Source organism: Kitasatospora sp. NPDC059795 (genome assembly GCF_042732175.1).
In the GTDB taxonomy this organism is placed as follows: domain Bacteria; phylum Actinomycetota; class Actinomycetes; order Streptomycetales; family Streptomycetaceae; genus Kitasatospora.
Map to the genome: position 1 here is coordinate 153178 of NZ_JBHWID010000016.1, position 20916 is coordinate 174093.

Below are 20916 nucleotides of genomic sequence, written 5' to 3' on the forward strand. Positions count from 1 at the left end.
CAGCGTCTCTCAGCCGACAGCGTCCCTCAGCCCGCACCCGGACCGCCGCCCGCCGGGCGCAGCTCGCGGAAGACCGCCCAGCCCACCGACAGCACCGGCACCGCGACCGCCGCGCCCACGATGCCGCCGAGGGTGCCGCCGGCGGCGACGGCGAGGGCGACGGCGACGGGGTGCAGGCGGACGGCCCAGCTCATCACGAGCGGGTGCAGGACGTGACCCTCCAGTTGGCCGATCACCACGATGAGGGCGAGCACGACCAGGGCGGTGACCGGGCCCCGGGTCGCGAGGGCCACCAGCGAGGCGATCGCCAGCGCGATCGGGGAGCCGATCAGCGGGACCAGGGCCGCCACGAACTCCAGGCAGGCCAGCGGAACGGCGAGCGGCACGCCGAGCGCGGCCAGGACGACGCCGACCACGACGGCGTTGGTCCCCGCGACCAGGAACAGGCCACGGATGTAGCCGGCGAAGGCGTGCCAGGCCGCGCGGCCGGCCCGCTGCCACAGGATGCGGGGGCGGGCGGGCAGCAGGGAGGTTCCCCAGCCCCACATCCGTTCGCCGGAGTGCGTGAAGAACACCGCGCAGAACAGCGCGAGCGCGGCGGCGGCCACCGCCTCGACCACCAGGCCGGCGCCGGTGACGGCGGTGGACAGCACGGTCTGCCGGTGGGTGCTGAGCAGCTGACCGAGGCGGTGGCGCAGGTCGCCGAGGGTGCCGGCCCGGGCGTGGAACGGCGAGCCCTCCAGCCAGTGTTCGAGCCGGTCGAGTCCGCCGCGCACCTGTCCGCCGAGCTCTCCGGCCTGGGACTCGATGACCACCGCGATCAGTGTCCCCAGCCCGGCGAGCAGCACCAGCGAGCCCAGGACGGTGAGCAGCACGGCGACCACGCGCGGCATCCGGCGGGCCAGCAGGTCGACGGGCGGCCGGAGCACAGCGGTCACGACCAGTGCGACGAACACCGCCACCACCGGCAGCAGCAGTCGGCTGACGATCAGGTAACCGGCGTACCCGGTGACCGCGACGGCGAGCAGCCGCCACGCCCGCCCGGCGAGCCAGTCCAGCCCGGTCCGCCGCACCGGAGCGGCCGGGCCGCGCACCGTCGGGTCGGGCCGCCGCGCCGGACGGCTGCCGAGCGGTGCACGAACCCTGTCCTCGTCCCGCCCGCCCGCACGTCCGGACATCGCGACCCCAGCCTCCCGCCGTCCCGTCTGCCCACCCCGCGCGACCGCCACCGGGCGTCTCCGCCGAAGCACATTCCACCCCCGCCCGCCCGGCCCGCACCGCCGCCCCGCCGGTGTCCCGCCCCGTTTTCCCGCGCATGCAGGACACGCCGCTCCCCCGAGCGCCTCCCCGACGTCCCGCTCCGGGCAACGCCGGAGGGGCGTGGCACCACACGCGTCACCGGCCGCCCCGGCGTCCGTCACGTCGGCGCGTGCGCGCAGCCTCGTTCGAAGCGGATCGGCTCCACTCCCGACCACGCGGCCGGCGGCCCCGCTCGAATCGCCAACTCCTGTCCGGCCTCGTGGAGTTCATCACCTCGGCGGGCACCCTCACTCTCCGTTCCGTATCGACCGCCGGCCGTGCACGGTTTCCATGTCCCACTGCCGGGCAGACGCGAGGGACCATGGGGGTGGAAGCGCGCGTCAGAAGGAGGTGGACACCATGGGGCGGCTCAGCGTTCCGGTGATCTGCGGACTCTCCGGCGATCTGGCCATTCCCGCCCTGCAGGTGGTCGCACTGCTGCGGGCACTGCCCGAGGAGTGGCAGGAATGGGCGAACCGCGACGACAACGGGCTCGACCCCGCGACCGCCGCGGCGCTCGCCGACCTCGTCCGCCAACTCGCCGACCAGATCGACCTCGCCTGCATCGAGATCGCCAGCAGCAGATGAACTTCACTACCCCACAGCCGAGTTGAACAATCCAACCGGCCGGACCCCCACCTCCCGGGGCCCGGCCGTTCGCCGGCAACCGCCCCTGGCAGTCGAGGAACTCCTCGACGGGGCCGCCGAGTTGCCCGCCGCGTCCGGCCGGCCCGCGCGGGAACCCGACCCACCGAATATGAAATTGCCGGGCCCCCAAGGACGTTGAGCACGTCATGACGCAACGACCAACACCTCGCACGCTGTCCGACGAAGCCCTCTCCGACCTGCTCGGCACGCAGCAGTTCGGCACGCTGGCCACCGTCAAACGCAGTGGCCACCCCCACCTGACCACCATGGTCTACAGCTGGGACGCCGAAGCCCGCACACTTCGGTTCTCGACGACGGCCGACCGGGTCAAGGTCGGACATCTGCGACGCAACCCGCGTGCGGCGCTTCATGTGCAGGGCGGCGACGTGTGGTCCTTCGCCGTCGCCGAGGGCGAGGCCGAGATCTCCGAGAGCACGACCGTTCCCGGCGACGCCGTCGGGCGGGAGCTGCTGGAAATGATTCCGCAGGCCGCGAGACCGGACGACGAAGGCGAGCTCCTGGAGCAGCTGGTGGCCGAGCGCCGGGTGGTCATCCGGTTGAAGGTGGACCGCCTGTACGGCACGGCGCTCGACATCGAGAGCCAGTGACCTGAGTCGGGGAGCCGACGGCTTGCCCGGGCCGTCCCGGTGCACCACGCTGAGCCCCGGGCACCAGGACGGCCGGGCGGGCCCGGATCGCGAACCGGCGAGTTCCGGGCCGCGCCGGGCGTCCGTGAACGGAAGGCTGGGCCATGCGGAAACTGATCTACGGCATGAACCTGACCGTGGACGGCTACATCGCCGCCGCCGGCGACGACATCGGCTGGAGCGGACCGCCGAGCCCCGAGCTGTTCCAGTGGTGGCTCGACCACGAGCGGGCGAGTGGCCTGTCGCTGTACGGACGGAAGCTGTGGGAGACGATGAGCTCCTACTGGCCGACCGGCGACCGGCGGCCCGACGCCACCCCGGCGGAGATCGCGTTCGCGCGGAACTGGCGGGACACGCCGAAGGTGGTGTTCTCCTCGACGATCGACGAGGTCGGCTGGAACGCCCGCCTGGTCACCGGCAACGCGATCGCCGAGATCACCCGGCTCAAGGCCGAGGGGGACGGCAGCCCGATGACCATCGGCGGCGCAACGCTGGCCGGGGCGGTCATGCGTGCCGGGCTGATCGACGAGTACGTGATCGCCACCCATCCGGTCCTGGTGGGCGGCGGCACGCCGTTCTTCACCGCGCTGGACAGCTGGGTGAACCTGAACCTGCTGGAGACGCGGACGTTCCCCGGCGGCGTGGTCCTGAACAGGTACGAGACCAGGCGCTGATCAGCCTCCCGACGCATCCCCCGGATTCCCCGGATTCCCCGGATTCCCCGGGGTGAGTGCCGCGAGCTACCGCAGGGCCTACGTGATCTGCTGCCAGTAGCACAGGTGCAGGCGCGACGGCGTGTGGGTCAGGAACACCACGCCCAGGTCCTCCGCCGGGTCGGCCCACCAGAACGCGCCGGAGGCTCCCGACCAGGTGACCTCGCCTGCGGAGCCGCGTGTCGTCGCCCCGCCGCCCGCCGCGCGGCGGACGGCCACCCTGAGGCCGAAGCCGTGGCCGAAGCCGTGGCCGAAGCCGTGGCCGGGGTTCCAGCCGGGGCGTTCGAGCAGCCGGGTATCGGGGCCGGGTTCCAGCGCGTCGGCGAGCATGAGTTCGACGGTCTTGCGTGCCAGCACCCGTCCCCCGTCGCTGTCGCCCTCGGCCAGCAGCATCCGGACGAAGGCCAGGTAGTCACCGGCGGTGCCGATCAGCCCGGTGCCGCCGGAGTCGAAGCGGGCGTGGGCGAAGGTCGGGCAGCTGCTGGGGCGCACCGGTCAGGGGGTCGCGCGCCGACGGCACGGCGAAGCGGTCCGCGTCCGGTCCTGGGGCGCCGAAGCGGGTGTCGGTCATGCCGAGCGGGGCGAACAGCCGCCGCGCCAGAAAAACGCCCAGGGTGCCACTGGGTGCCGGGGTCGGTGAGCAGCGGGAGCGCGGCGAGGTATGCGACGAACTCCGGGCCGGCGAGCGCCGTCATGCCGTCGTCGACCGCTTCGGCGTCACGCGCGTGCAGCGCGGTCCGGCCGAGCAGGCCCTCGGGGATGCCGGCGGTGTGGCGCATCAGGTCGAGGACGGTGGGTTCGCGTGCCGCCGGGCGTTCCGCGAGCGTCAGCGGGTCCGCGACCCGGCGGTCCCGGAACTGCGGCAGGTGGTCGCCGACGGCCTCTTCGAGGATCAACTCCCCGCTCTCGACGAGCAGGAGCGCCCCGGCGGCGCGGCGGTGAGGGGCTTGGTCATGGACGCCGGCCAGAACAGGGTGTCGGTCGTCATCGGTGCCCCGGTCCGCGGGTCCCGCGTCCCGAACGCGTCGAGCCGCACCGACGCACCCCCTCGGACGATGCCCAGCGCCGCCCCGGGCAGCCGCCGGGCGGCGACCTCCGCCTCGATGAAGGCGTCGAGACGGGCGAGACGTTCGGCATCGAAACCGGCTCCGCAGGGATCGGTTCGTCGCGCCACACGGTCATTCAACTACGCCTGGCGGCAAGGACGGTGGGCCGATCCGACGGTGCGCGCACCGACCTGCGGCCGATTCCCCGGAAGGCGTGTGCGAACCGGCTCGCTCGGCTAGCGTTCGAGGGGTTCGGGCACGGCGTACGGCCGGCGGGATCGAAGGCAGGGGATCATGGACCTGGGTGTGTACGGGCTGAGCGCCAAGGCGACGCTGGGGCCTACCGAGACGGCGCAACTCGCGCGGCGGGCTGAGGAGTTGGGCTACCGGTCGTGGTGGGTCGGCGACCATGTGGTGCTGCCCAGCCCGCGGGTGCCCGATTCGCCGATGGCGCCCACCGATCCGATCCTCGATCCGCTGGTGCACCTGTCCTTCGTGGCGGCGCTGACCGAACACCTCGAACTGGGCACCGGGATCCTGATCCTGCCGCAGCGCAACCCGGTGGTGCTGGCCAAGCAGGCCGCCAGCCTCGACGTCGTCTCCGGCGGCCGGCTGCTCCTCGGCGTCGCCCCCGGATACCTGGAACCGGAGCTGGCCGCGGTGGGCGTCCGGCTCGCCGAACGCGCCGGGCGCACCGACGAATACCTGGACGCCATGCGGCAGTTGTGGAGCTCACCCGAACCGGAGTTCCACGGCCGCTACACCGACTTCGCCCACGTCGACGCGCACCCGCGCCCCGTCCGACCGGACGGCCCGCGGATCATGATCGGCGGCCACAGCCCGGCCGCCTACCGCCGGGCAGTGGCCAAGGGACACGGCTGGATCGGCACCGGCCACAGCCCGCAGGACCTGGTCCGCCACCTCGACGGCCTCCGCAAGGCCGAGGCCGAAGTGTCCCGCCCCGCCCAACTGGGCCGCCTCCAGATCAACTTCATGCAGATCGACCCCGTCGAGATCACCCCGGACGACGCCCGCCGCTACGCCGACCTCGGCGTCGACCGTCTTCTCGTCTACCCGCTGCCCTTGGAGAACCCCGCCGACGTCGAGACCTTCCTGGTCCGCCAAGCCGCCCTCCCCCACTGACCACCGCCCGCCGACCACCAACCGCTGACGGCTGACGGCTGACGGCTGACGGCTGACGGCTGACGGCTGACGGCCCGGAAGCCCCGACGACCTGCGGGTATGCCCGTCGGAGCCCGTCGCTATGCTCCCGCCCATGAGCATGAACGGCGAGTACCTGCGCCTCACCACCGAAGAACTGGCCCGCGCCCTCGAAAACCCGGAGTGGGCCTGGGAGTTCGCCGACGAGGTCCAGGAGCGGGAGGACGAGGAGGAGCCCGCGCCGGCCGAGGCGCGGTGCTTCTCCACCTTCCAGACCTGGAACCTGCTCGACTTCCTGCTGCGGCGGGCGTCCTTCCCGGTCGACGTCGTACACGGCGAGGAGCCGATACCGGACGCCGACGACTGGGGCTACGGCCCGCCGCAGTACCTCACCGCCGACCGCGTGCGCCTGGCCGCCGACCGCCTCGACGAACTCACCTACGACGCGCTGATCCGCGGCGTCGACCACACCGAACTCGCCACGGCCGGCGTCTACCCCCGTATCTGGGACTCCCCGACCTCACTGGAGTGGGCCCGGGACACCCTCGCCTCGCTGACGGAGTTCTTCCGCGCCGCCGCCTCCGCCGACCACGCCGTCCTGGTCTGGCTCGACTGACGCCCCGCCCTGCACGCTCCTGCCCCGCACGCTCCTTCCCTGGAGGTACCCGCCCTCGATGTGCCCGCCCTGGATGTGCCCGCAGTACTGGGCCAGTCGGTGCGCCTCGGCCGTGACCTCGACGTCGATCTCCGAGGCGGCCCTGCTGCCCCCCGAATCGACCATGCCGTACTCCACGTCGAGCTCGGCGAGCCGCACCGCAAGGGGAAGGTCGAACCCGAACCGCTGGTGGACGCGGAACGCGAGCTCCCAAGGCGCCAGTTCACCGGCCTCCACCCGGCCCGCGAGTGCCCGCACGGCGGCTTCCCGGCCGGCCAAGCTGTCGGCCGGAGGGAGGGTGAGGCCCAACTCCTCGAACACGGCGGGGAGAATCTCGGGCACCTCGTAGTCCGCCTCAGCGCGCGTGCACGCCGCGAGGACCCGCAGCGTCGGGCTGTCGAGTCCGGCGACGAGCGCCTCGCACGCGGCATCGACCACCGCGCCCGCCCGCACCTCGCCGATGCTCCACAGCGCGGCGTGGTCGTACAGACGGCGAAGACTGCTGGCTGCTGATCGGAACGACGACATCCACCTATGATTCCGGCCCGGGACGCCCCGATCGAACAGGTTTCCGCACCACGGGAGACACCACCCCGGGCCCGTCCGAACCGTCGCCCCCACCCCGGGCGTCGGCACCGCACTACCGCAGTGCGATCCGCGCCTTCAGGACCGGCCGCAGGCGCTCGACATCGGCCACCGTCGAAATGGTGAACGGCACCCGGAACAGTGTGCCGCTGCGGGGCTCGTCCCGGATCTGCCGGGCCAGTTCGGGGGTGATGTCCGGCAGCCCGGCAACGGCCTCGCGAAGCCGTTCCGCGAAGTGGAAGTTGCAGGTCACAGCGTTGCCGTCGATCGCGATCCAGGTCACCGTCCGCACACGGTTGGCCGCCTTGACCAGCCACCCGCCGTCCCGGTACCACCGCCAGGGCGCCTCGACCCCGGCATCCGCCAGCTCGTGCATCAACGCGTCCCACCCCTCGTCCGCCGCCCCCAGCGCATCGGCGATCAGCTCGCGCGTCGGCTCGACCTCGGGGTCCACGAACGGATTCGCCACACCGCGAGGCTACGCCCGTGAAGGCGGAGGCGGAGGCGGCGGAGACGGCGACGGAGACGGAGACGGAAAGCGCTTACCGACTCCACCCTCCCCGACCTGCACGAACAAGCAGCCACAGTCACAGACGCAACGGGAAAGCGCTTTCCGCATCCCGTTTCCGCTTCACGGTTTCCGGTGTGGCGGGGCGGGCAGGCGCGAGGGTGAGGGGGTGGGACCGCGGACGAAGAGGGTGCTTGACGATGGCGACCGTTCCGGAGCTCGACCTGTTGGAGCAGCTGACGACCGATCACGAGGTGCTGCGGGTGCGCTTCAGTGAGTTGGCGGGTCTGCCGCTGGGCGATCCCCGTCGGGAGCGGCTGGCGTTCCTGACGGCGGACACATTGGTGCGACACCTGGCGGCGGAGGACGAGTACCTGTACCCGATCGCCCGTCTCGACCGACCGAACGGGGACGACGCGGTGGCGCACGGCATGCAGTCGCATGCGGCGCTGTACGGGCTGGTGCGGGAACTGGAGGCGGCGGCACCCGGTACGGCCGAGTTCGACCGGTTGTTGGCGCGGCTGGTCGAGCAGGCGACGGGGCACTTCGGACAGGAGGAGGCCCAGCTGTTCCCGACGGTCCGCGCGCACGCGGCCGCCCCCCGGCTGACGACGCTGGGCGAGCAGGCCCGTGAGACCGAACGGACCGCCTCGACTCACCCCCGCGCCGCCGGACCGCGCGACATGCTGCCCCCGGACGACCTGGTTGCACCCGAGCTGACCTGGCACGAACGGATGCACCGCCGCTTCCGCTTCGGCGACACCCGCGAGGACTGACAACCGCGAGGACTGACAACCGTCCAGCGAACTGACAACCGTCCCACAGGCGGGGCGCGCCGCGAGGAGCCACCGAGCGACCCCGCGAAGGGTCAGCACGAACGAGCAGGCCCGTCAGCCGAGCACGCCCGCCAGCGCCCGCACCAGCACGTCCTCGAACAGATCGCGCGGCGCCCCGTCCCCTCCGCCTCCCCCGCCCCCTCCCCCGCCGGCGAAGAGCGCGGCGATCCGGGGGTGCCCGCCGTCGGCGGCGAGGTGGCGCAGGTAGGCGGTGCGGTGGGCGACGTCGGTGGCGGTCGCGGCGGCCTCGTTCTGCGCGAACAGCGCGGTGAGGCCGCCGAGCAGCGCGAACGCCTCGACCTTGCGGGCCGGTTCGGCGGGGTGGTCGGCCAGCACGGCGAGGACGTGTTCGAGCAGGTCGGCGCCGTGCGGGCCGAGCACGGGGCGGCCGATGACCAGGGCGGGCAGCCAGGGGTGGCGGCGCATGATCTGCCGGGCCTGGCGGGCGACGGCGAGCAGGTCGGCCTGCCAGTCACCGCCGGGCGCGGGGAGGTCGTACTCGGCGGCGACGCTGTCGGTCATCAGGTCGAGCAGTTCGTCGCGGGTGGCGACGTACCGGTAGAGCGAGGCCGCGCCGGTGCCGAGCGCGGTGGCGACGCGGCGCATCGAGACGGCGTCCAGGCCTTCGCGGTCGGCGAGTTCGACGGCCGCGGCGGTGATCTCGGCCCGGCTGCGTTCGGCCGGGCGTCCGGCCCTGGCCTGTTCGGGCCGGAGCCAGATCGGGCCGTCCTGCCGCTGCGTCACATGCGCCTCCGGGGTGGGTGTGGCCACCAGCCTACCTATCGCGTACGGTGTTCGCGAACGACGTACGCAATCCCGTCGGACGCAATCCTGCGCACGGCGCGGCCCGGGTTCGGGGAGGACACGGATGACGACGACACGTTGGACGCACAACGGCGAGGTGCCGCTCGCGTACGAAGACCTCGGCGGGGCGGGCGGCGAGCCGCTGCTTCTGGTGATCGGCCTCGGCACCTCGCGCTTCTGGTGGCCGGCCGGGCTGGTGCGCGAACTGGTCGCGCGCGGCTTCCACGTGGCCGCCTACGACCAGCGCGACGCCGGCGAGTCGGGCCGGGTGTCCGCGCCGCCCGCCGGGCACCCGGTCTCCGCGCTGCTGCGCCGCACCGCGCCCGCGTACCGGGCCGAGGACCTGACGGACGACGCGGTCGCCGTCCTGGACGCGCTGGGCTGGCCGCGCGCCCACCTGTTCGGGCACTCGCTGGGCGGGCTGGTCGCCCAGCGCATCGCGATCCGCCATCCGGACCGGGTGCGCACCCTCACCTCGTCCGCCGCGATGCCCAGCGACGCCGGCCCGCTCGGTGCCCTGCGCCACGTCCGCCCGGGGCCGGTGCTCCGGATGGCCCGCCTGCACTTCCCGGACACCCCCGACGGCAACCTGGCGCTGGCGGTGGCCCTCGCCCGCATCCTCGCCGCGCCCGAACGCGCCGTCGGGCCGGAGGACGTCCGGGAGTTCGTCGAGCGGGAGGCCGCGCACGGCGTGGCGAGCTTCCGCGACGCGCAGGCGCAGAGCCGGCAGATCGGCGCGAAGTGGTCCGGCGGCCCGCTGTCCCGGATCGCCGCGCCCACCCTCGCCCTGCACGCCGAACGCGACCCCCTGCTCCGCCCGTCCACCGCCCGCGCGCTCGCCGCCGCCGTCCCGCACGCCCGCCTGCGCGTGATGCGAGGGGCGGGCCACCTGCTCACCAGCGAACACTGGGCGCCCTACGCGGACGCGCTGCAAGTACACGCCACCAACACCTGACGATCCGTCAATCACCTTCCGCCCAATGGGGATTCAATCCCCGGAAGACCGCGACGCCGATCGGCGGGGGCGGCTCGGAACTCACATCGGAGTGTTCGTTTCGAGCCGACAAGATCCACCGGTGTCTCGTAATCGTCTCGATCCGCAGTCGTCCCGGGTGGGACCATGCCGGACGACGGACGTATCGAACACGGCAGAAGGAGTGGGGACATGGCCGAGGGGCAGCAGAGGCTGGAGACCAAGCAGATCAGCGGGCAGGTCATTACGCACACCATCGTCAAGCCGACCAACGACTATGCACTCTCCAAGGCCGAGGAGGAGAGGCGCGCTGCTGCGCTGGACGAGGCGGACACTGCCTCGGAGTGACGGCGGGTGAGGCCCGACGCCGCACGGCCGCCCGACTCGCGGGTCGGATGCCGTAGCGGCGCCGGCGCAGCTTCTCGACGGAGCCCTTGTCCGGGTCGGGCTCGAGGTGCGGGATCAACCGCCTGAAGCGCCACCGCGCCGCGGCCGCCAGGTCCGACAAGCTCGCCGTCCGCTACGAGGTCACCGTGCTCGTCGCCGCCATCAACGAGTGGCTGTGAGGGCAGCCGCCAGCGCCGGAACATCAACCGGGCGCGTGGTGTCCACACGATGGACGATCCCCAGTCCGAGCGGTTCGGCGCCCCGGGACCACAGCTCCCAGTCCCCGCCGAAGGCGCCCGGGCGCTCAGGATGAACGGCGTGCCGCGAGGCCGTACGCGCGGCGAACCGACTGCGCGCCACAGCCGGCGGCACATCGCACCAGACCTCGTACACAGTGTCGACGCCCGCGCGTTCGAGCCCCGCTTCCACGATCGGCCGCATGTGAGCCAACCACGGACTCTCCAGAACAGCCTCGCCGCGCGCATCGGCCAGCAGAGTCCACAAGGTCTCGCCGGCGGCCATGCCGAGGATCCGACTCCACTCTCGGTCCGGACACCCTGAGGGACGAAGGCTCTCAAGGGTGTCGGCCAGGGTCTCCTTCACCGAGTCCTTGCTGAAGAGCGGAAGGCTCATCTCAGTCGCCAAAGCCCGCGCCAGCGTTGTCTTCCCCGCCCCGGGCAGCCCATTGACCAGAACTGTAGCCACCGAGCGACCCTAACCCCGGACACCGTCACCGCGCCGATCTTCGGGCGAGATCCGCTACTCGACGGTGACGTCTTCGTAGGTGATCGTCACCGTCTCCGTCGCCGGCGCGGACTCGGAGGCTCCCAGCGACGGCCCCTCCCAGCGGGATGCCCAGGCGTTGCTGAGGTGAATGCGGCGGACTGTCTGCTTGTTCGCATCCTTCATCGCGATCGTGATGTTCTGGCGCGCGGCGTCGAGGTCGGCATTGACCAGCGTGGCCTTGATCCAGTCGGTGAACGCGGTGCTCTTGTCCATGCCACGGGTGATCGTGACCTCCCCGCTCTTGCGCGCGCCCGGCTGCTTGCGCACGAGCAGCTCGCCGGTCGGCGAGACCTGCCGGACCTCTACGACGTCCTGCTCCAGTTGCAGCCCCGATACGGACTGAACGGTCTCCACCTGGAACTTGCCCAACTCGATGGCAAAAGTGCTGCTGCTGAACGAGTCACCGGTCAACACCATGTACGCCTCCCACGGCTCGCGACAGATGGGCCGGCGATCTGTTCCTCCGGCCCGCAATGTGGCTAACGCCACAGCCACGCGGAGGTCACATGATCGGCCGGACAATTCCACGCCGCACGGCTCTCACGAGGAACTGAATCCGCAGCCGGTGAACAGAGCCACTCAGCCTCTGGCGGTCAATCACCCCACAGGGGGAGGTGGATCATCCGGGCGGTCGACGCCGCACCTGGCGACCGCTGCGACATTCGGAGTATGGCTGGTGATGGACGGACATCGAGGACCCGTTGGCGTACGTGGTGGCAGGGCTGGCCGCGCTGGGTGGGTCGGGCGGCAGCGCTGTGGGCGGCGGTCTACGGCGCCTTCGGTCTCGCCTGCGCGCTGCACGGGACGCCGTTGTTCCACGACGGCGACATTCGCGGAGCCGCCGCGCTCGACTGGTTCGTCGTGGCGGTGGGCGCAGTGGCGGCGCTGGTCTGCGGGGTGGTGGTGCGCCACGGGCTGCGGCCGACGCTGCGCGTGCTGCTCTGGGTGCTGTGCGGGCTGACCGGGATCGCGGCGTTCAGTCTGCTGATGGACGTGATCACACTGATGGTCGGTCAGGGGCTGGACAGTCCGGTGGCCACCGCGAACCGTTCACTGGCGGCCGCCGGGGCGTTCCTGCTGGCGGCGACCGCCCGAGCAGACCGTCGCCCGACCACGGGCGCCACTGCACCGCCCCCCTCTCCCGCCCCCGGCCCGGTCCAACGTGCCGCCTGCGCAGGCACCGTGGCGTTCCTCCCGTACGCCGCGATGAAGCTGGTCTGGGTGTCGGGCGGCACCTTCGCCGGGATCGGCTACGAGGAGATGATCGCGACGTCCGAACGCAACGGCGCTTCGGGGATCTGGCTCACCCTCGAATCCTGGGGCCTGGACGTCACCGTTCTGCTGGCCGCGCTCGGCACCTTCCTCCTGTGGGGCCTGGTCCGCCCGTGGGGTCAGGTCTTCCCGTGCTGGACGCTCTTCCTGCACGGCCGCCGCGTCCCCCGCTGGCTCCCGCTGACCCCGGCCCTGATCGGCGCCGCCACCCTCGCCCCCTACGGACTGCTCGGCCTCGGCTACTGCACCCTGGCCTCGGTCGGCGTCATGACAATGCGTCAGGGCGACGCCCCCTCCTCGCAGGACGCACTGCTGATGGGCTGGATCGGCATGGTCGCGTTCGCCGGCTACGGCGTCGCCCTGACCGTCGCCACCCGCTCGTACTGGCTCCGGACCCGCCCGGTCGACCGGCCGCCCGTCCACACCGAGTGACAGTCATGGTCAGCGCGGCCTCGGCGAGGGTGCGCGCCGACTCGGTCTTGAGGCTGCCGAGGCTGCTGTCGATCCACGGCTGGACGTTCTGGTAGCCCTGCTCGCGGTACTCCACGGCCTGGATCAGGCACTCCAACTCGTCCGCGTCATGGGCGACGACGACTTCCAGGCTCTCGGCGTTCTCGTACTCCTCCACGATGGCCTGCACTCCGGCGACGACAGCCGGATGAGCGGCGCTGACCTGATCGGCGGTCACGCGTTCGTTCGAGGCGGCGGTGAGGTAACGCCGGCTGATGTGGGGGATGTCGCTGACCCGGGTCTCCTGGGGGTCGTGGAAGAGGCACAGCAGCGCGACCTTGGCCGGGTCGGCCCCCTCCATCATCGCGAGCACTGCGCCCACGATGCCCGTCCGGAAGGAGTGTTCGGCGATCGTCTCGGGGTCCTTGACTCCGGCGATCCACGAGCCAGTGAGCCCAGTAGTTCAGGTTCGCGGCTTCGAAGTCGTCGTTGTCGGTGGTCGAGCGGGTAATGAAGTCCCGGAGTAGTTCTGGATCTCCTTTCCCGGCCAGTGCCGCTGCGACCGAACGCGCCTCGGCCCAGCGGGGCGACCACCCCGAGCCCGCCGAACCACTCCGCCACATCGCGGGCCCGGTCGCCTACGGACCTCGGCTGTCAACACGCACGTTCCCGCCGTTCACAGCAGCGGCCGGCAGGCGGCAGCCGACCGGGTGTGCCGTGGCGGGGGTCAGCGCCGGTGTTCCCAGTCCGGTGCGAACAGGCGGACGCCGCTGATCGTGCGGTCGCCGGCGCGGGCGGGCAGGACGTACAGGTGGGCGTCCTGCGGGCCGAACTCGTCCGGGCCGTCGTAGAGCAGGCCGAGGTCGCGTTCGTCGGCGTGCCCGGTCAGGTCCGCCTCGACCTCGGTGATGGGACGGCCGACCAGCGGGATGCCGGCGAAGTGCAGTTGCGGGCCGGTGCGGGCGGCAATGGTGACGGTGCCCAGCACGGGCTGCCCGGGCGCGCGGTGACGGTATTCGGCGGTCACTCCGAGGTCGGCGAAGTGCTCCTCCTCCAGCATCCAGGGGGCCGGCGGGCGCGGCTCCGACTGGTGCGGCCACATCCGGTACGACCGCTGCGTGAGGTTCGGGCGGCCGCGGCGCAGCGTCGGCTCGGCGCCGCCGAGGGCGCGGGTCACCTGTTCGGGGCTCATGCCGTAGCGCAGCAGGCCGATGCTCCGGCCGGGTGTCCAGTTCCAGCGCGGGCGGTCGAGTTCGGCGGCGACCGGCCAGGCGCCGGGGTTGGCGGGCCGGTCCACCAGGTCGCGCCAGTGCCGGACGGGTTCGGCGGCGTACGGGTCGTCGGCCAACTCCGGTGCGACCAGCAGTGGTTCGGAGAGTTGGGCGTCGCCGCGCCGTGGGTGGCCGTACGGGCCGGGTTCCCAGGACGGGGCGGCGCCCATCGACAGTCCCCAGGCGGGGACGTCCGGGTCTCCGACGGGGTTGGTGCGCACCGCGACGCCCGTCCGCTCGGCGAGGCGGCGGACGTCCGCGCCGACCTGCGAGGGGACCAGGCCGACCAGTTCGACTTCGCCGATCCGCACCCGCGGGCCGGAGACGGCGTCGACGGCGATGCCGACCAGCCGGAAGTCCAGGTCGTAGAGGACGGTCACCCCGGTGTCGTCGTGGAACTGCCACCAGGGCGCGCGCATCTCGTCGACCGCGCCGACCGGTCCGGGCTCGCCGATCGCCTCCCGCACCTCGTCCCGGGTCATCCCGAACCGCAGCGGCCCGACCCCGACCAGCGGGTCCACCACCCACCGAACCCGCTCCACCGCCGGCCGCCACCGCCGCCCGTACACCCGCCACCCCCGTCGTCGCCGAACCGTTCGGGGCTTACGGTACCGATCCAACTCCCGGATCAGCTTGTGGTGTTGGTCAAGTGCGCGCCTATGCGTCCGACGACGCTGTTCGGGGGTGGTCGGCGATCGGGGGTGCTCCGCGTTGCTTCCTGCTGCCGCGTCGGATCCGCGACGGGTACGCGCGCGAACCGGGGTGCCCACGCACTCGCGCACCGCCGTCGGGTTCGGGCGGGCGAGCGGCCGGCGGGTTCAGCAGTGGTGGGCGCTCAGGTAGCGGTAGAGCTCCTTGTGGCCTTCGGTGCCGGGGTGCAGTCCGTCGACGAACAGCTCGGGTCGGTCGCGCAGCGGCTCCCACAGGTCGAGGTGGTCGACGTGGTGCTCCGCGCACCACGTCCGCAGCGCGGCGCGCAGTTCGAGGGCCCGGGCCGCCGTGAAGCGGAGGCCTTCGAAGTCGCCGGTGCAGGACTCGTCGAGCCAGAGCGGTCCGAGGACGACCAGGCGCGCGTGGTGGCGTCGGGCGGTCGCGAGCAGCGCGTCGAGCGGGCCGGTGATGTCGCGCAGTCCGTCGATGCCGGTGTCGGACGCGGCGAGCGGCACGGCCGAGTCGTTGATGCCGGCCGCGACGACGATCGTGTCCGGGTGGCGGGGCGGCAGCAGTGCGGGTGTCTGTTCGCCGACGTCGGCGAGGGTGCTGCCGGGGACAGCGAGGTTGAAGACGCGGTGCGCGTGCTCGTCCGCGGCGATGTGGGCGGTCGCGAACTGCCCGGCCCAGCCGCCCTCGGGGTCGCAGCGCCCGTAGGCGATGCTGTCGCCGACGATCACGATGCGTGCCGCGGCGCGCAGCGGGCGCGCGTCCAGGTGGGCCCAGGCGGTCTCCCCGGAGGCGAGGGTCACGCGCCGCCGGACGTGGTCGTCGATCTCGTGGTCGTCGGCGGCGGCCAACTCGCGGTCGCTCAGGCGCAGGACGCCGCCCTCGACGGTGGCGCCGAGCTTGCGTGCCAGGGTCGGGCGGACGTCCCGGCCGCCGGCGGCGGTCACGGAGTCGCCGGCGACGGCGAGGGGCCTGGTGGCGTGGCCGGCCAGGGTCGCCGCCTCGGTCGGGACGGTGCGGCCGAAGAGCGCGGTCTGGACGCGCGGGTCCAGCAGCGTGCCGAAGCAGAACAGGGCGTGCGGGCGGGACTCGGTCACCGTGAGCGCCGTGGCCTTTCACTCGAAATGATCAAGCCACCCTATCGACTCCCGCGCGTCCCGCGCGCCCCGCGCGTCCCGCCGCAACGGTGGTCCGTCGCCGCCACGGGACCCGATCGCGAGGGCGAACACCCGGTCCGGACCGGTCGCCCGGAGCAGTCGCGCCACCTGTCGACCGGGCGCGCCGACCGTCCAGCGCACCGACCGTCCGAGCGCGCCGACCGTCCGTCAATCACCGCTCTCACCAGGCGACTTGACCGCACCCCACCCAACCACCACCATTCCACTATTCGATTAGTGAAAGGGTGGTGGTGCCGTGATCGAGTACCGCCTGGATCGGCGCAGCGGTGTGCCGACGTACCAGCAGATCGTTCAACAGACCAAGCACGCCCTGCGGTTGGGCGCTCTTCAGCCCGGGGACCGGCTGCCGACGGCGCGGGAGGTGGTCGAGCGGACGGCCGTGAATCCGAACACGGTGCTGAAGGCGTACCGGGAGCTGGAACGCGAGGGGCTGGTCGCGCCGCGACCCGGTCTCGGGACGTTCGTGCTGCGGTCGCTGTCGAGGCCGGAGACGGCCGAGGACGGGCCGCTGCGGGCGCAGTTGACGGCCTGGGTGGACGGGGCCCGGCAGGCCGGGCTCGACCGGGAGGACATCACCGCGCTGGTGGCCTCCGTGCTGGATCAGCGTTTCGAGTCCGGGGTGGGCCCGGCGGAGCGGACGACACTGGACAAGGGGAAGCGATGACCGCAGCGACGAGCGAGCCGCTCGCACTGGAGGCGAAGGACCTCGGCTGGAGCTACCGCAAGGACCAATGGGCGGTCCGGCACTGCGACTTCGCGGTGCCGACCGGCCGGATCTGCGGTGTGGTCGGCCCGAACGGGGCGGGCAAGAGCACCCTGTTCGGCCTGGCGGCGCAGCTGTTCACCCCGTCGGAGGGCCAACTGCGGGTGCTGGGCACGCCGGTGAGCACTCCGGCGACGTCCGAACTGCGGGCCCGAGTCGCCCACGTGACGCAGGAGAAGCCGCTGTACCGGACGTTCACGGTCGCCGACACGCTGCGTCTGGGCCGCGAGCTGAACCCGGACTGGGACGAGGCGATCGCCCAACGTGTCGTCGAACTGGGCGAGTTGAGTCCGACGGCGCGGATCGGTCGGCTCTCGGGCGGCCAGCGCAGCCGGGTCGCGCTCGCTCTTGCGCTCGGCAAGCGGGCCGAACTCCTTTTGCTGGACGAGCCGTTCGCGGATCTGGACCCGCTGGCCCGGCACGACCTGACCGGTCTGCTGCTCGCCCAGGCCACCGAGCACGGCACCACGGTGGTGATCTCCTCGCACCTGATCGGCGAGTTGGAGGACGTGGTCGACCACGTGGTGCTGGTGCAGTCCGGAAGGGTCCGACTGGCCGGCGAACTGGACGAACTCCTCGACGGACACTGCCTGGTGACCGGTCTGGCCGACGCCGGGCGGCCCGCCGGGAGCGTGATCGAGTGGCGGGTCACCGGCCGCCAGGCCACCGGGCTGGTCCGCACCGCGGAGCCCGAGACCCTGGCGCAGGAGTGGGACGCGAACCGTCCGCGCCTGGAGGAACTCCTGCTCGCCTACCTGCGCAATCCCGCCGGAGCCGGCCCGGACAGCGCTTCCGCCGACCGCCGTCCGACCACCAGCGAGGTCGCCGCATGAGCACCACCGCCCACCTGCCCGCGACCGCCGCCGCCACGCCGGCCGCCCCGGCCCCGGCCCGCCGCTCCCGCCTGCGCGGCCTCGCCTGGCTGGCCTGGCGGCAGAACCGGCTCGCCGTATGGACGTTCGGCGGGGCCATGCTGGCGGTGTGCCTCGGGCTGTTCGTCCTGCACTGGCAGTTCCAGGACGTGATCTACCGGACCACCGGCCCCTGTGCCTCCCCCAGCAGCTGGAACGTGCCGATCTGCCAGAACCTGGTCGGTCCCCGCGGTGACCTGATGGACGCCTACAGCAACCTGACGCACCGGCCGTTCTTCCTGCTGCCTGCCGTGGTGGGCATGTTCCTGGGCGCGCCGCTGCTGTCGCAGGAGTACGAGCGCGGCACCCTGCGGATGATCCGCGCGCAGTCGGTGTCGCCGGTGCGCTGGCTGACCGCCCGGCTGACCGTGCCCGCGCTCCTGGTGACCCTCTCCGTCGGCCTGTTCGCGGCGATGAACTCCTGGCTCTGGTACGACATGCACCGTCTCTCCTTCGGCCAGGACGAGGTGTTCCCGGGCTTCACCTACGCGACGATCGGCCTCGCGCCGCTCGCCTGGTCGCTGTTCGCGCTGGCCCTCGGCGTGGCGGTCGGTCAGCTGCTGCGCCGCACCGTGGCATCGGTGCTGGTGACCGGCGTCCTCGTGCTGGGGGCCCAGGTGCTGATGCCGCTCGCCCGGGTGCACTTCCTCCCGCCGGTCACGGGGACGTCCGCGGTCGGCCAGGGCCACGCCCAGTTCACGGTCCCGATCGAGGCCGTGCGCAATGCCTGGCTGGTGGGCCGCGGCCCGGTGCTGGCCGACGGGACGTGGCTGTCCCCGAACGACTGCTACCGCCACGGCGAGGAGTGCTCGAACTCCGGCCTCGCCTGGGGCTCCTGGCACCCGCTGTCGCACTTCGTCCCGATGCAGTTGATCGAGGGCGGCCTGCTGCTGGCTGTCTCGGCCGCCCTGGTCCTGCTGGTCTACCGGCGGGTCACCCGAACGGCCGCCTGAGCACCGGCCACCTGAGCACCGGCCGCCCGCGCACCTCGCCGCCCGGCACCGCCGCCGACCGAATGCGAACGGCGGTGCCGGGCGGAGGAGTTCGGCTCAGCCGGACCTGATCAGTTCGGCCTCGGGCGTGACGGTCACCGGGACGCCGCGTCGGCGGTGCTGGTCGGCCCAGGAGGTGAGGGCCTGGCGGCAGGCGGCGTCCAGGTGGGTGAGGGCGGACAGGTCGAGCTCGACCGGGCCGGTCGGCGTGACGTCCTCCAACCGGTCGACCAGGGTGGGGAGTTTGACGAAGGTGGCGTTCCCGTGCACCCGCACCACGGTGCCGTCCGGGGAGTGTTCGACGTGCAGCCGGATGTGGGTGACGTCCCACGCGGTCTTGGCGAGCGCGGCGACCAGGCCGATCACCACGCCCTCCAGCAGGTTGGTGGTGACGATGCCGACCGCGGTGGCGAGCAGCACCAGCGCCTCGGACCGGTCGGCGCGCCACAGCCGCCACCGGGCCCGGGGCGCGACCAGCTTGCCGCCGGCGTGCACCAGCAGCCCGGCGAGCGCGGCCAGCGGCACCAGGTGCAGCAGGCCCGGCAGCACAAGCGCGAACAGCAGCAGCCACACGCCGTGCAGGATCCGCGCCGCCTTCGTCCGGGCGCCCGCCTGGACATTGGCGGCGCTGCGCACGATCACCGCGGTCATCGGCAGCGCGCCGAGCGCCCCGGCGACGGTGTTGCCGACGCCCTGGGCGAGCAGCTCCCGGTTGTAGGCGGTGCGCGGCCCCGCGTGCATGTGGTCGACGGCGGACGCGCTGAACAGGCTCTCGGCGGAGGCGATCAGCGCGAACGCCAGCACCGTGCCCCACACCTCGGGGCGCAGCAGCAGCGCGAACTGCTCGGCGCCGGGCGGCTGGAGGGTGTCGAGCAGGCCGTCCACCCGGACGGTCTGCACCGGCAGGTCCAGCAGCCGGACGGCGGCCGCGGCGAGCACCACGGCGACCAGCGGCCCGGGCAGCAGCGCGAGGCGGCGCGGCACGTGCTTCCACAGCACCAGCACCGCGATCACGCCCGCGCCGAGGACGAGGGACGCCGCACCGGCCTCCGTGTCGACGGCCCGGACGGCGGCGGCGGGCAGCCCGGCGAGGTTGGAAAGCGCTTCCCCGCCGGCCTTGCGGTCGAGCAGCACGTAGCCCTGCGAGGCGATCAGCACGATGCCGATGCCGGTGAGCATGCCCTCCACCACGGCGGCGGAGACCGCCCGGAACCAGCGTCCCAGGCGCAGCAGGGCGAGCAGCACCTGCACCAGCCCGGCGGTCAGCACCACCACGCCGAGGGCGGGCAGTCCGTAGGCGGTGACGGCGGCGTGGACGAGGACGGTCAGTCCGGCGGCGGGCCCGCTGACCTGCAGGCTGCTGCCGGGCAGCGCGCCGGCCACCAGGCCGCCGATGATGCCGGTGACGAGGCCGAGTTCGGCGGGTGCGCCGGAGGCGACGGAGACGCCGACGCAGAGCGGGACGGCGACGAGGAAGACGGTGATCGAGGCGGGCAGGTCGGTGCGCAGCACGGCGCGCACCCGGGCGGAGTTCCAGGGCATGGCGGGTCCTCGGGTGTAGCAGTGACGGGGACTTCCGGTGGCGCGGGCACGCACGCCGTCCGCCGGACGCGCCGGTGGGCGACGGCCGGGTGCGGGCATGCGGGCATGCGGGCATGGCGGGTCGGCGCCGGGCGGTGGCGGCACAGTGGCAGCACGATGGCGGCACCATGGCGGCACGGTGGGGCGCCGCACGGGGCGACGGACTCGGTGACGAGGTGTCAGGGCCGGGCGTGGTGGCGCCGACTCAGCAGCGGAACACCTGGAGTGCGGCGGTCCGTTGCGCGGCGGTCCGCTGTGTGGCGGGCCGTTGTGCGGCGGGGCCGGCCGGAGCGGGTCGGCCGGCGGTATCGGGCGGGGTGCGCGGGGCCGGGCAGGCGTCCGCGCGGAGCACCGGCCGCGCCGTCGCCCGGGGGGTGCGGGCGGCGCGGCGGGCGGGCGCGGGGGCGGTGGATCCGCGTTCGACGCGCTCCGGTTCCTCCTCCGCGGCGCCGCTCGCGCTGCTCGTACTGCTCCGGCCGGCGGGCGCGACGGCGGCCGCCGGGTCGCCCTGGAGCCGGTCGGCCGTCAGCCCGGTGAGCAGGACCGCGGCCAGCGCCATGACCAGCACACCGACCAGGGCCGCGACCGGCCGGGCCGACGTGGCACGCTCGGCACGTTGGGCTCGCCCGGCGTGCTTGGCGCGCTCGGCACGCTCGGCGCATTGAGTGCCCTTGACGAGCCCGGCGGGCCTGGCGGGCGCGGCGGGCGTGGCGGGTTCGGTGCGCTGCAGCCAGTTCGGCAGCACGGCTCTGCGCATCCCGCCCTCCCCGGCTTGCGTCCGAACTCGGCT

The 20916-nt window shown here is 73.0% G+C and carries 26 protein-coding genes and 1 pseudogene; 13 read left to right on the top strand and 14 right to left on the bottom strand.

The annotated features are described in order from the left end of the window. Positions 1–26: 26 nt before the first annotated feature. Positions 27–1178: an AI-2E family transporter gene (locus ACFV4P_RS28725; RefSeq protein ID WP_380475972.1), complete on the bottom strand. Its 1152-nt coding sequence runs from the start codon at positions 1176–1178 to the stop codon at positions 27–29. 481 nt (positions 1179–1659) lie between these two features. Here ACFV4P_RS28725 and ACFV4P_RS28730 point away from each other — a divergent pair, with 481 nt between their 5' ends. The 3 genes from ACFV4P_RS28730 (at position 1660) to ACFV4P_RS28740 (ending at position 3268) form a co-directional block, all read left to right on the top strand. Further along, the gene (locus ACFV4P_RS28730) at positions 1660–1887 is read left to right on the top strand and encodes a DUF6213 family protein (RefSeq protein ID WP_380475975.1); all 228 of its coding nucleotides are present in this window, start codon (positions 1660–1662) and stop codon (positions 1885–1887) included. Positions 1888–2093: 206 nt separating this feature from the next. Further along, positions 2094–2555 (top strand): pyridoxamine 5'-phosphate oxidase family protein, encoded by a 462-nt coding sequence (locus ACFV4P_RS28735; protein ID WP_380475977.1) that lies wholly within the window; start codon positions 2094–2096, stop codon positions 2553–2555. Positions 2556–2698: 143 nt separating this feature from the next. Next, the gene (locus ACFV4P_RS28740) at positions 2699–3268 is read left to right on the top strand and encodes a dihydrofolate reductase family protein (protein ID WP_380475978.1); all 570 of its coding nucleotides are present in this window, start codon (positions 2699–2701) and stop codon (positions 3266–3268) included. A 78-nt stretch (positions 3269–3346) separates the two neighbouring features. Here the strand turns inward: ACFV4P_RS28740 and ACFV4P_RS28745 are convergent, their stop codons facing one another. From ACFV4P_RS28745 to ACFV4P_RS28755, 3 genes are read right to left on the bottom strand one after another with little or no spacing between them, the layout of a single operon-like run. After that, positions 3347–3799 (bottom strand): serine hydrolase, encoded by a 453-nt coding sequence (locus tag ACFV4P_RS28745; RefSeq protein WP_380475980.1) that lies wholly within the window; start codon positions 3797–3799, stop codon positions 3347–3349. Further along, positions 3736–4203 (bottom strand): serine hydrolase, encoded by a 468-nt coding sequence (locus tag ACFV4P_RS28750; protein ID WP_380475983.1) that lies wholly within the window; start codon positions 4201–4203, stop codon positions 3736–3738. Before ACFV4P_RS28750 ends, ACFV4P_RS28745 begins: the two co-directional genes overlap by 64 nt. Next, positions 4200–4481, bottom strand: a complete 282-nt coding sequence (locus ACFV4P_RS28755) for a serine hydrolase (RefSeq protein WP_380475985.1) — start codon at positions 4479–4481, stop codon at positions 4200–4202. Before ACFV4P_RS28755 ends, ACFV4P_RS28750 begins: the two co-directional genes overlap by 4 nt. A 166-nt stretch (positions 4482–4647) precedes the next feature. Here ACFV4P_RS28755 and ACFV4P_RS28760 point away from each other — a divergent pair, with 166 nt between their 5' ends. Together ACFV4P_RS28760 and ACFV4P_RS28765 are read left to right on the top strand one after the other, a co-directional pair. Further along, positions 4648–5496, top strand: a complete 849-nt coding sequence (locus ACFV4P_RS28760) for an LLM class F420-dependent oxidoreductase (RefSeq protein WP_380475988.1) — start codon at positions 4648–4650, stop codon at positions 5494–5496. A gap of 133 nt (positions 5497–5629) precedes the next feature. Further along, entirely contained in the window at positions 5630–6130 is a 501-nt protein-coding gene (locus ACFV4P_RS28765) for a YfbM family protein (RefSeq protein ID WP_380475990.1), read from the top strand. Here the strand turns inward: ACFV4P_RS28765 and ACFV4P_RS28770 are convergent. Next, complete coding sequence (locus ACFV4P_RS28770) at positions 6035–6697, bottom strand: hypothetical protein (protein ID WP_380475992.1); 663 nt, start codon at positions 6695–6697, stop codon at positions 6035–6037. The two genes, ACFV4P_RS28765 and ACFV4P_RS28770, sit on opposite strands and share 96 nt — an antisense overlap. Before the next feature lie 112 nt (positions 6698–6809). After that, complete coding sequence (locus ACFV4P_RS28775) at positions 6810–7208, bottom strand: DUF3788 family protein (protein ID WP_380475995.1); 399 nt, start codon at positions 7206–7208, stop codon at positions 6810–6812. A gap of 254 nt (positions 7209–7462) precedes the next feature. On the opposite strand from ACFV4P_RS28775, the gene ACFV4P_RS28780 reads away from it, so the two are divergent. Further along, positions 7463–8038 carry a hemerythrin domain-containing protein gene (locus ACFV4P_RS28780; RefSeq protein ID WP_380475997.1) on the top strand — a complete coding sequence of 192 codons (576 nt, stop codon included), beginning with the start codon at positions 7463–7465 and terminating at the stop codon, positions 8036–8038. Positions 8039–8152: 114 nt separating this feature from the next. On the opposite strand, the gene ACFV4P_RS28785 is transcribed toward ACFV4P_RS28780, so the two are convergent. After that, on the bottom strand, positions 8153–8869 hold the full coding sequence (locus tag ACFV4P_RS28785; RefSeq protein ID WP_380476000.1) for a TetR/AcrR family transcriptional regulator: 717 nt from the start codon (positions 8867–8869) through the stop codon (positions 8153–8155). Between the two features lie 97 nt (positions 8870–8966). Here ACFV4P_RS28785 and ACFV4P_RS28790 point away from each other — a divergent pair, with 97 nt between their 5' ends. The 3 genes from ACFV4P_RS28790 to ACFV4P_RS28800 all read left to right on the top strand — a co-directional run bounded on the left by ACFV4P_RS28790 (position 8967) and on the right by ACFV4P_RS28800 (position 10441). Next, the gene (locus tag ACFV4P_RS28790; RefSeq protein ID WP_380476002.1) at positions 8967–9857 is read left to right on the top strand and encodes an alpha/beta fold hydrolase; all 891 of its coding nucleotides are present in this window, start codon (positions 8967–8969) and stop codon (positions 9855–9857) included. Positions 9858–10067: 210 nt separating this feature from the next. Further along, entirely contained in the window at positions 10068–10223 is a 156-nt protein-coding gene (locus tag ACFV4P_RS28795; RefSeq protein ID WP_380476005.1) for a hypothetical protein, read from the top strand. An 86-nt stretch (positions 10224–10309) separates the two neighbouring features. Then, entirely contained in the window at positions 10310–10441 is a 132-nt protein-coding gene (locus ACFV4P_RS28800) for a hypothetical protein (protein WP_380476007.1), read from the top strand. Here ACFV4P_RS28800 and ACFV4P_RS28805 read toward each other — a convergent pair. After that, on the bottom strand, positions 10425–10967 hold the full coding sequence (locus tag ACFV4P_RS28805; protein ID WP_380476009.1) for an AAA family ATPase: 543 nt from the start codon (positions 10965–10967) through the stop codon (positions 10425–10427). The genes ACFV4P_RS28800 and ACFV4P_RS28805 overlap by 17 nt on opposite strands. A 54-nt stretch (positions 10968–11021) precedes the next feature. Beyond that, positions 11022–11462, bottom strand: a complete 441-nt coding sequence (locus ACFV4P_RS28810) for a phage tail protein (RefSeq protein ID WP_380476081.1) — start codon at positions 11460–11462, stop codon at positions 11022–11024. Positions 11463–11783: 321 nt separating this feature from the next. Between ACFV4P_RS28810 and ACFV4P_RS28815 the strand changes: the two genes are divergently transcribed. Beyond that, positions 11784–12752 (top strand): hypothetical protein, encoded by a 969-nt coding sequence (locus tag ACFV4P_RS28815; RefSeq protein WP_380476012.1) that lies wholly within the window; start codon positions 11784–11786, stop codon positions 12750–12752. Positions 12753–12756: 4 nt separating this feature from the next. On the opposite strand, the pseudogene ACFV4P_RS28820 reads toward ACFV4P_RS28815, so the two are convergent. The 3 genes and pseudogenes from ACFV4P_RS28820 to ACFV4P_RS28830 all read right to left on the bottom strand — a co-directional run. Beyond that, positions 12757–13221 (bottom strand): annotated as a pseudogene (locus ACFV4P_RS28820) (HD family hydrolase); the annotation flags it as partial. A gap of 276 nt (positions 13222–13497) precedes the next feature. Next, complete coding sequence (locus ACFV4P_RS28825) at positions 13498–14583, bottom strand: hypothetical protein (RefSeq protein WP_380476014.1); 1086 nt, start codon at positions 14581–14583, stop codon at positions 13498–13500. A gap of 276 nt (positions 14584–14859) precedes the next feature. After that, a complete protein-coding gene (locus tag ACFV4P_RS28830) occupies positions 14860–15798 on the bottom strand; it encodes a GDSL-type esterase/lipase family protein (RefSeq protein ID WP_380476017.1) in 939 nt (312 codons plus the stop codon). Positions 15799–16114: 316 nt separating this feature from the next. Between ACFV4P_RS28830 and ACFV4P_RS28835 the strand changes: the two genes are divergently transcribed. The 3 genes from ACFV4P_RS28835 to ACFV4P_RS28845 are packed head-to-tail and all read left to right on the top strand — an operon-like array spanning position 16115 to position 18506. Beyond that, on the top strand, positions 16115–16543 hold the full coding sequence (locus ACFV4P_RS28835) for a GntR family transcriptional regulator (RefSeq protein WP_380476019.1): 429 nt from the start codon (positions 16115–16117) through the stop codon (positions 16541–16543). Continuing rightward, positions 16540–17475 carry an ABC transporter ATP-binding protein gene (locus tag ACFV4P_RS28840; protein WP_380476021.1) on the top strand — a complete coding sequence of 312 codons (936 nt, stop codon included), beginning with the start codon at positions 16540–16542 and terminating at the stop codon, positions 17473–17475. The genes ACFV4P_RS28835 and ACFV4P_RS28840 overlap by 4 nt, the downstream gene beginning before the upstream one ends. Next, positions 17472–18506, top strand: coding sequence for a hypothetical protein (locus ACFV4P_RS28845; RefSeq protein WP_380476023.1), 1035 nt, complete (start codon positions 17472–17474; stop codon positions 18504–18506). The genes ACFV4P_RS28840 and ACFV4P_RS28845 overlap by 4 nt, the downstream gene beginning before the upstream one ends. Positions 18507–18602: 96 nt before the next feature. Here ACFV4P_RS28845 and ACFV4P_RS28850 read toward each other — a convergent pair whose 3' ends face one another. Together ACFV4P_RS28850 and ACFV4P_RS28855 are read right to left on the bottom strand one after the other, a co-directional pair. Then, on the bottom strand, positions 18603–20087 hold the full coding sequence (locus ACFV4P_RS28850) for a SulP family inorganic anion transporter (RefSeq protein ID WP_380476025.1): 1485 nt from the start codon (positions 20085–20087) through the stop codon (positions 18603–18605). Between the two features lie 244 nt (positions 20088–20331). Continuing rightward, on the bottom strand, positions 20332–20883 hold the full coding sequence (locus ACFV4P_RS28855; RefSeq protein ID WP_380476028.1) for a hypothetical protein: 552 nt from the start codon (positions 20881–20883) through the stop codon (positions 20332–20334). Positions 20884–20916 lie beyond the last annotated feature (33 nt).

Excerpts from the sequence above, each read along its gene's own strand:
- ACFV4P_RS28725 (WP_380475972.1), bottom strand. The coding sequence starts at position 1,178 with ATGTCCGGACGTGCGGGCGGGCGGGACGAGGACAGGGTTCGTGCACCG.
- ACFV4P_RS28730 (WP_380475975.1), top strand. The coding sequence starts at position 1,660 with ATGGGGCGGCTCAGCGTTCCGGTGATCTGCGGACTCTCCGGCGATCTG.
- ACFV4P_RS28735 (WP_380475977.1), top strand. The coding sequence starts at position 2,094 with ATGACGCAACGACCAACACCTCGCACGCTGTCCGACGAAGCCCTCTCC.
- ACFV4P_RS28740 (WP_380475978.1), top strand. The coding sequence starts at position 2,699 with ATGCGGAAACTGATCTACGGCATGAACCTGACCGTGGACGGCTACATC.
- ACFV4P_RS28760 (WP_380475988.1), top strand. The coding sequence starts at position 4,648 with ATGGACCTGGGTGTGTACGGGCTGAGCGCCAAGGCGACGCTGGGGCCT.
- ACFV4P_RS28765 (WP_380475990.1), top strand. The coding sequence starts at position 5,630 with ATGAGCATGAACGGCGAGTACCTGCGCCTCACCACCGAAGAACTGGCC.
- ACFV4P_RS28770 (WP_380475992.1), bottom strand. The coding sequence starts at position 6,697 with ATGTCGTCGTTCCGATCAGCAGCCAGCAGTCTTCGCCGTCTGTACGAC.
- ACFV4P_RS28780 (WP_380475997.1), top strand. The coding sequence starts at position 7,463 with ATGGCGACCGTTCCGGAGCTCGACCTGTTGGAGCAGCTGACGACCGAT.
- ACFV4P_RS28790 (WP_380476002.1), top strand. The coding sequence starts at position 8,967 with ATGACGACGACACGTTGGACGCACAACGGCGAGGTGCCGCTCGCGTAC.
- ACFV4P_RS28795 (WP_380476005.1), top strand. The coding sequence starts at position 10,068 with ATGGCCGAGGGGCAGCAGAGGCTGGAGACCAAGCAGATCAGCGGGCAG.
- ACFV4P_RS28840 (WP_380476021.1), top strand. The coding sequence starts at position 16,540 with ATGACCGCAGCGACGAGCGAGCCGCTCGCACTGGAGGCGAAGGACCTC.
- ACFV4P_RS28845 (WP_380476023.1), top strand. The coding sequence starts at position 17,472 with ATGAGCACCACCGCCCACCTGCCCGCGACCGCCGCCGCCACGCCGGCC.
- ACFV4P_RS28850 (WP_380476025.1), bottom strand. The coding sequence starts at position 20,087 with ATGCCCTGGAACTCCGCCCGGGTGCGCGCCGTGCTGCGCACCGACCTG.
- ACFV4P_RS28855 (WP_380476028.1), bottom strand. The coding sequence starts at position 20,883 with ATGCGCAGAGCCGTGCTGCCGAACTGGCTGCAGCGCACCGAACCCGCC.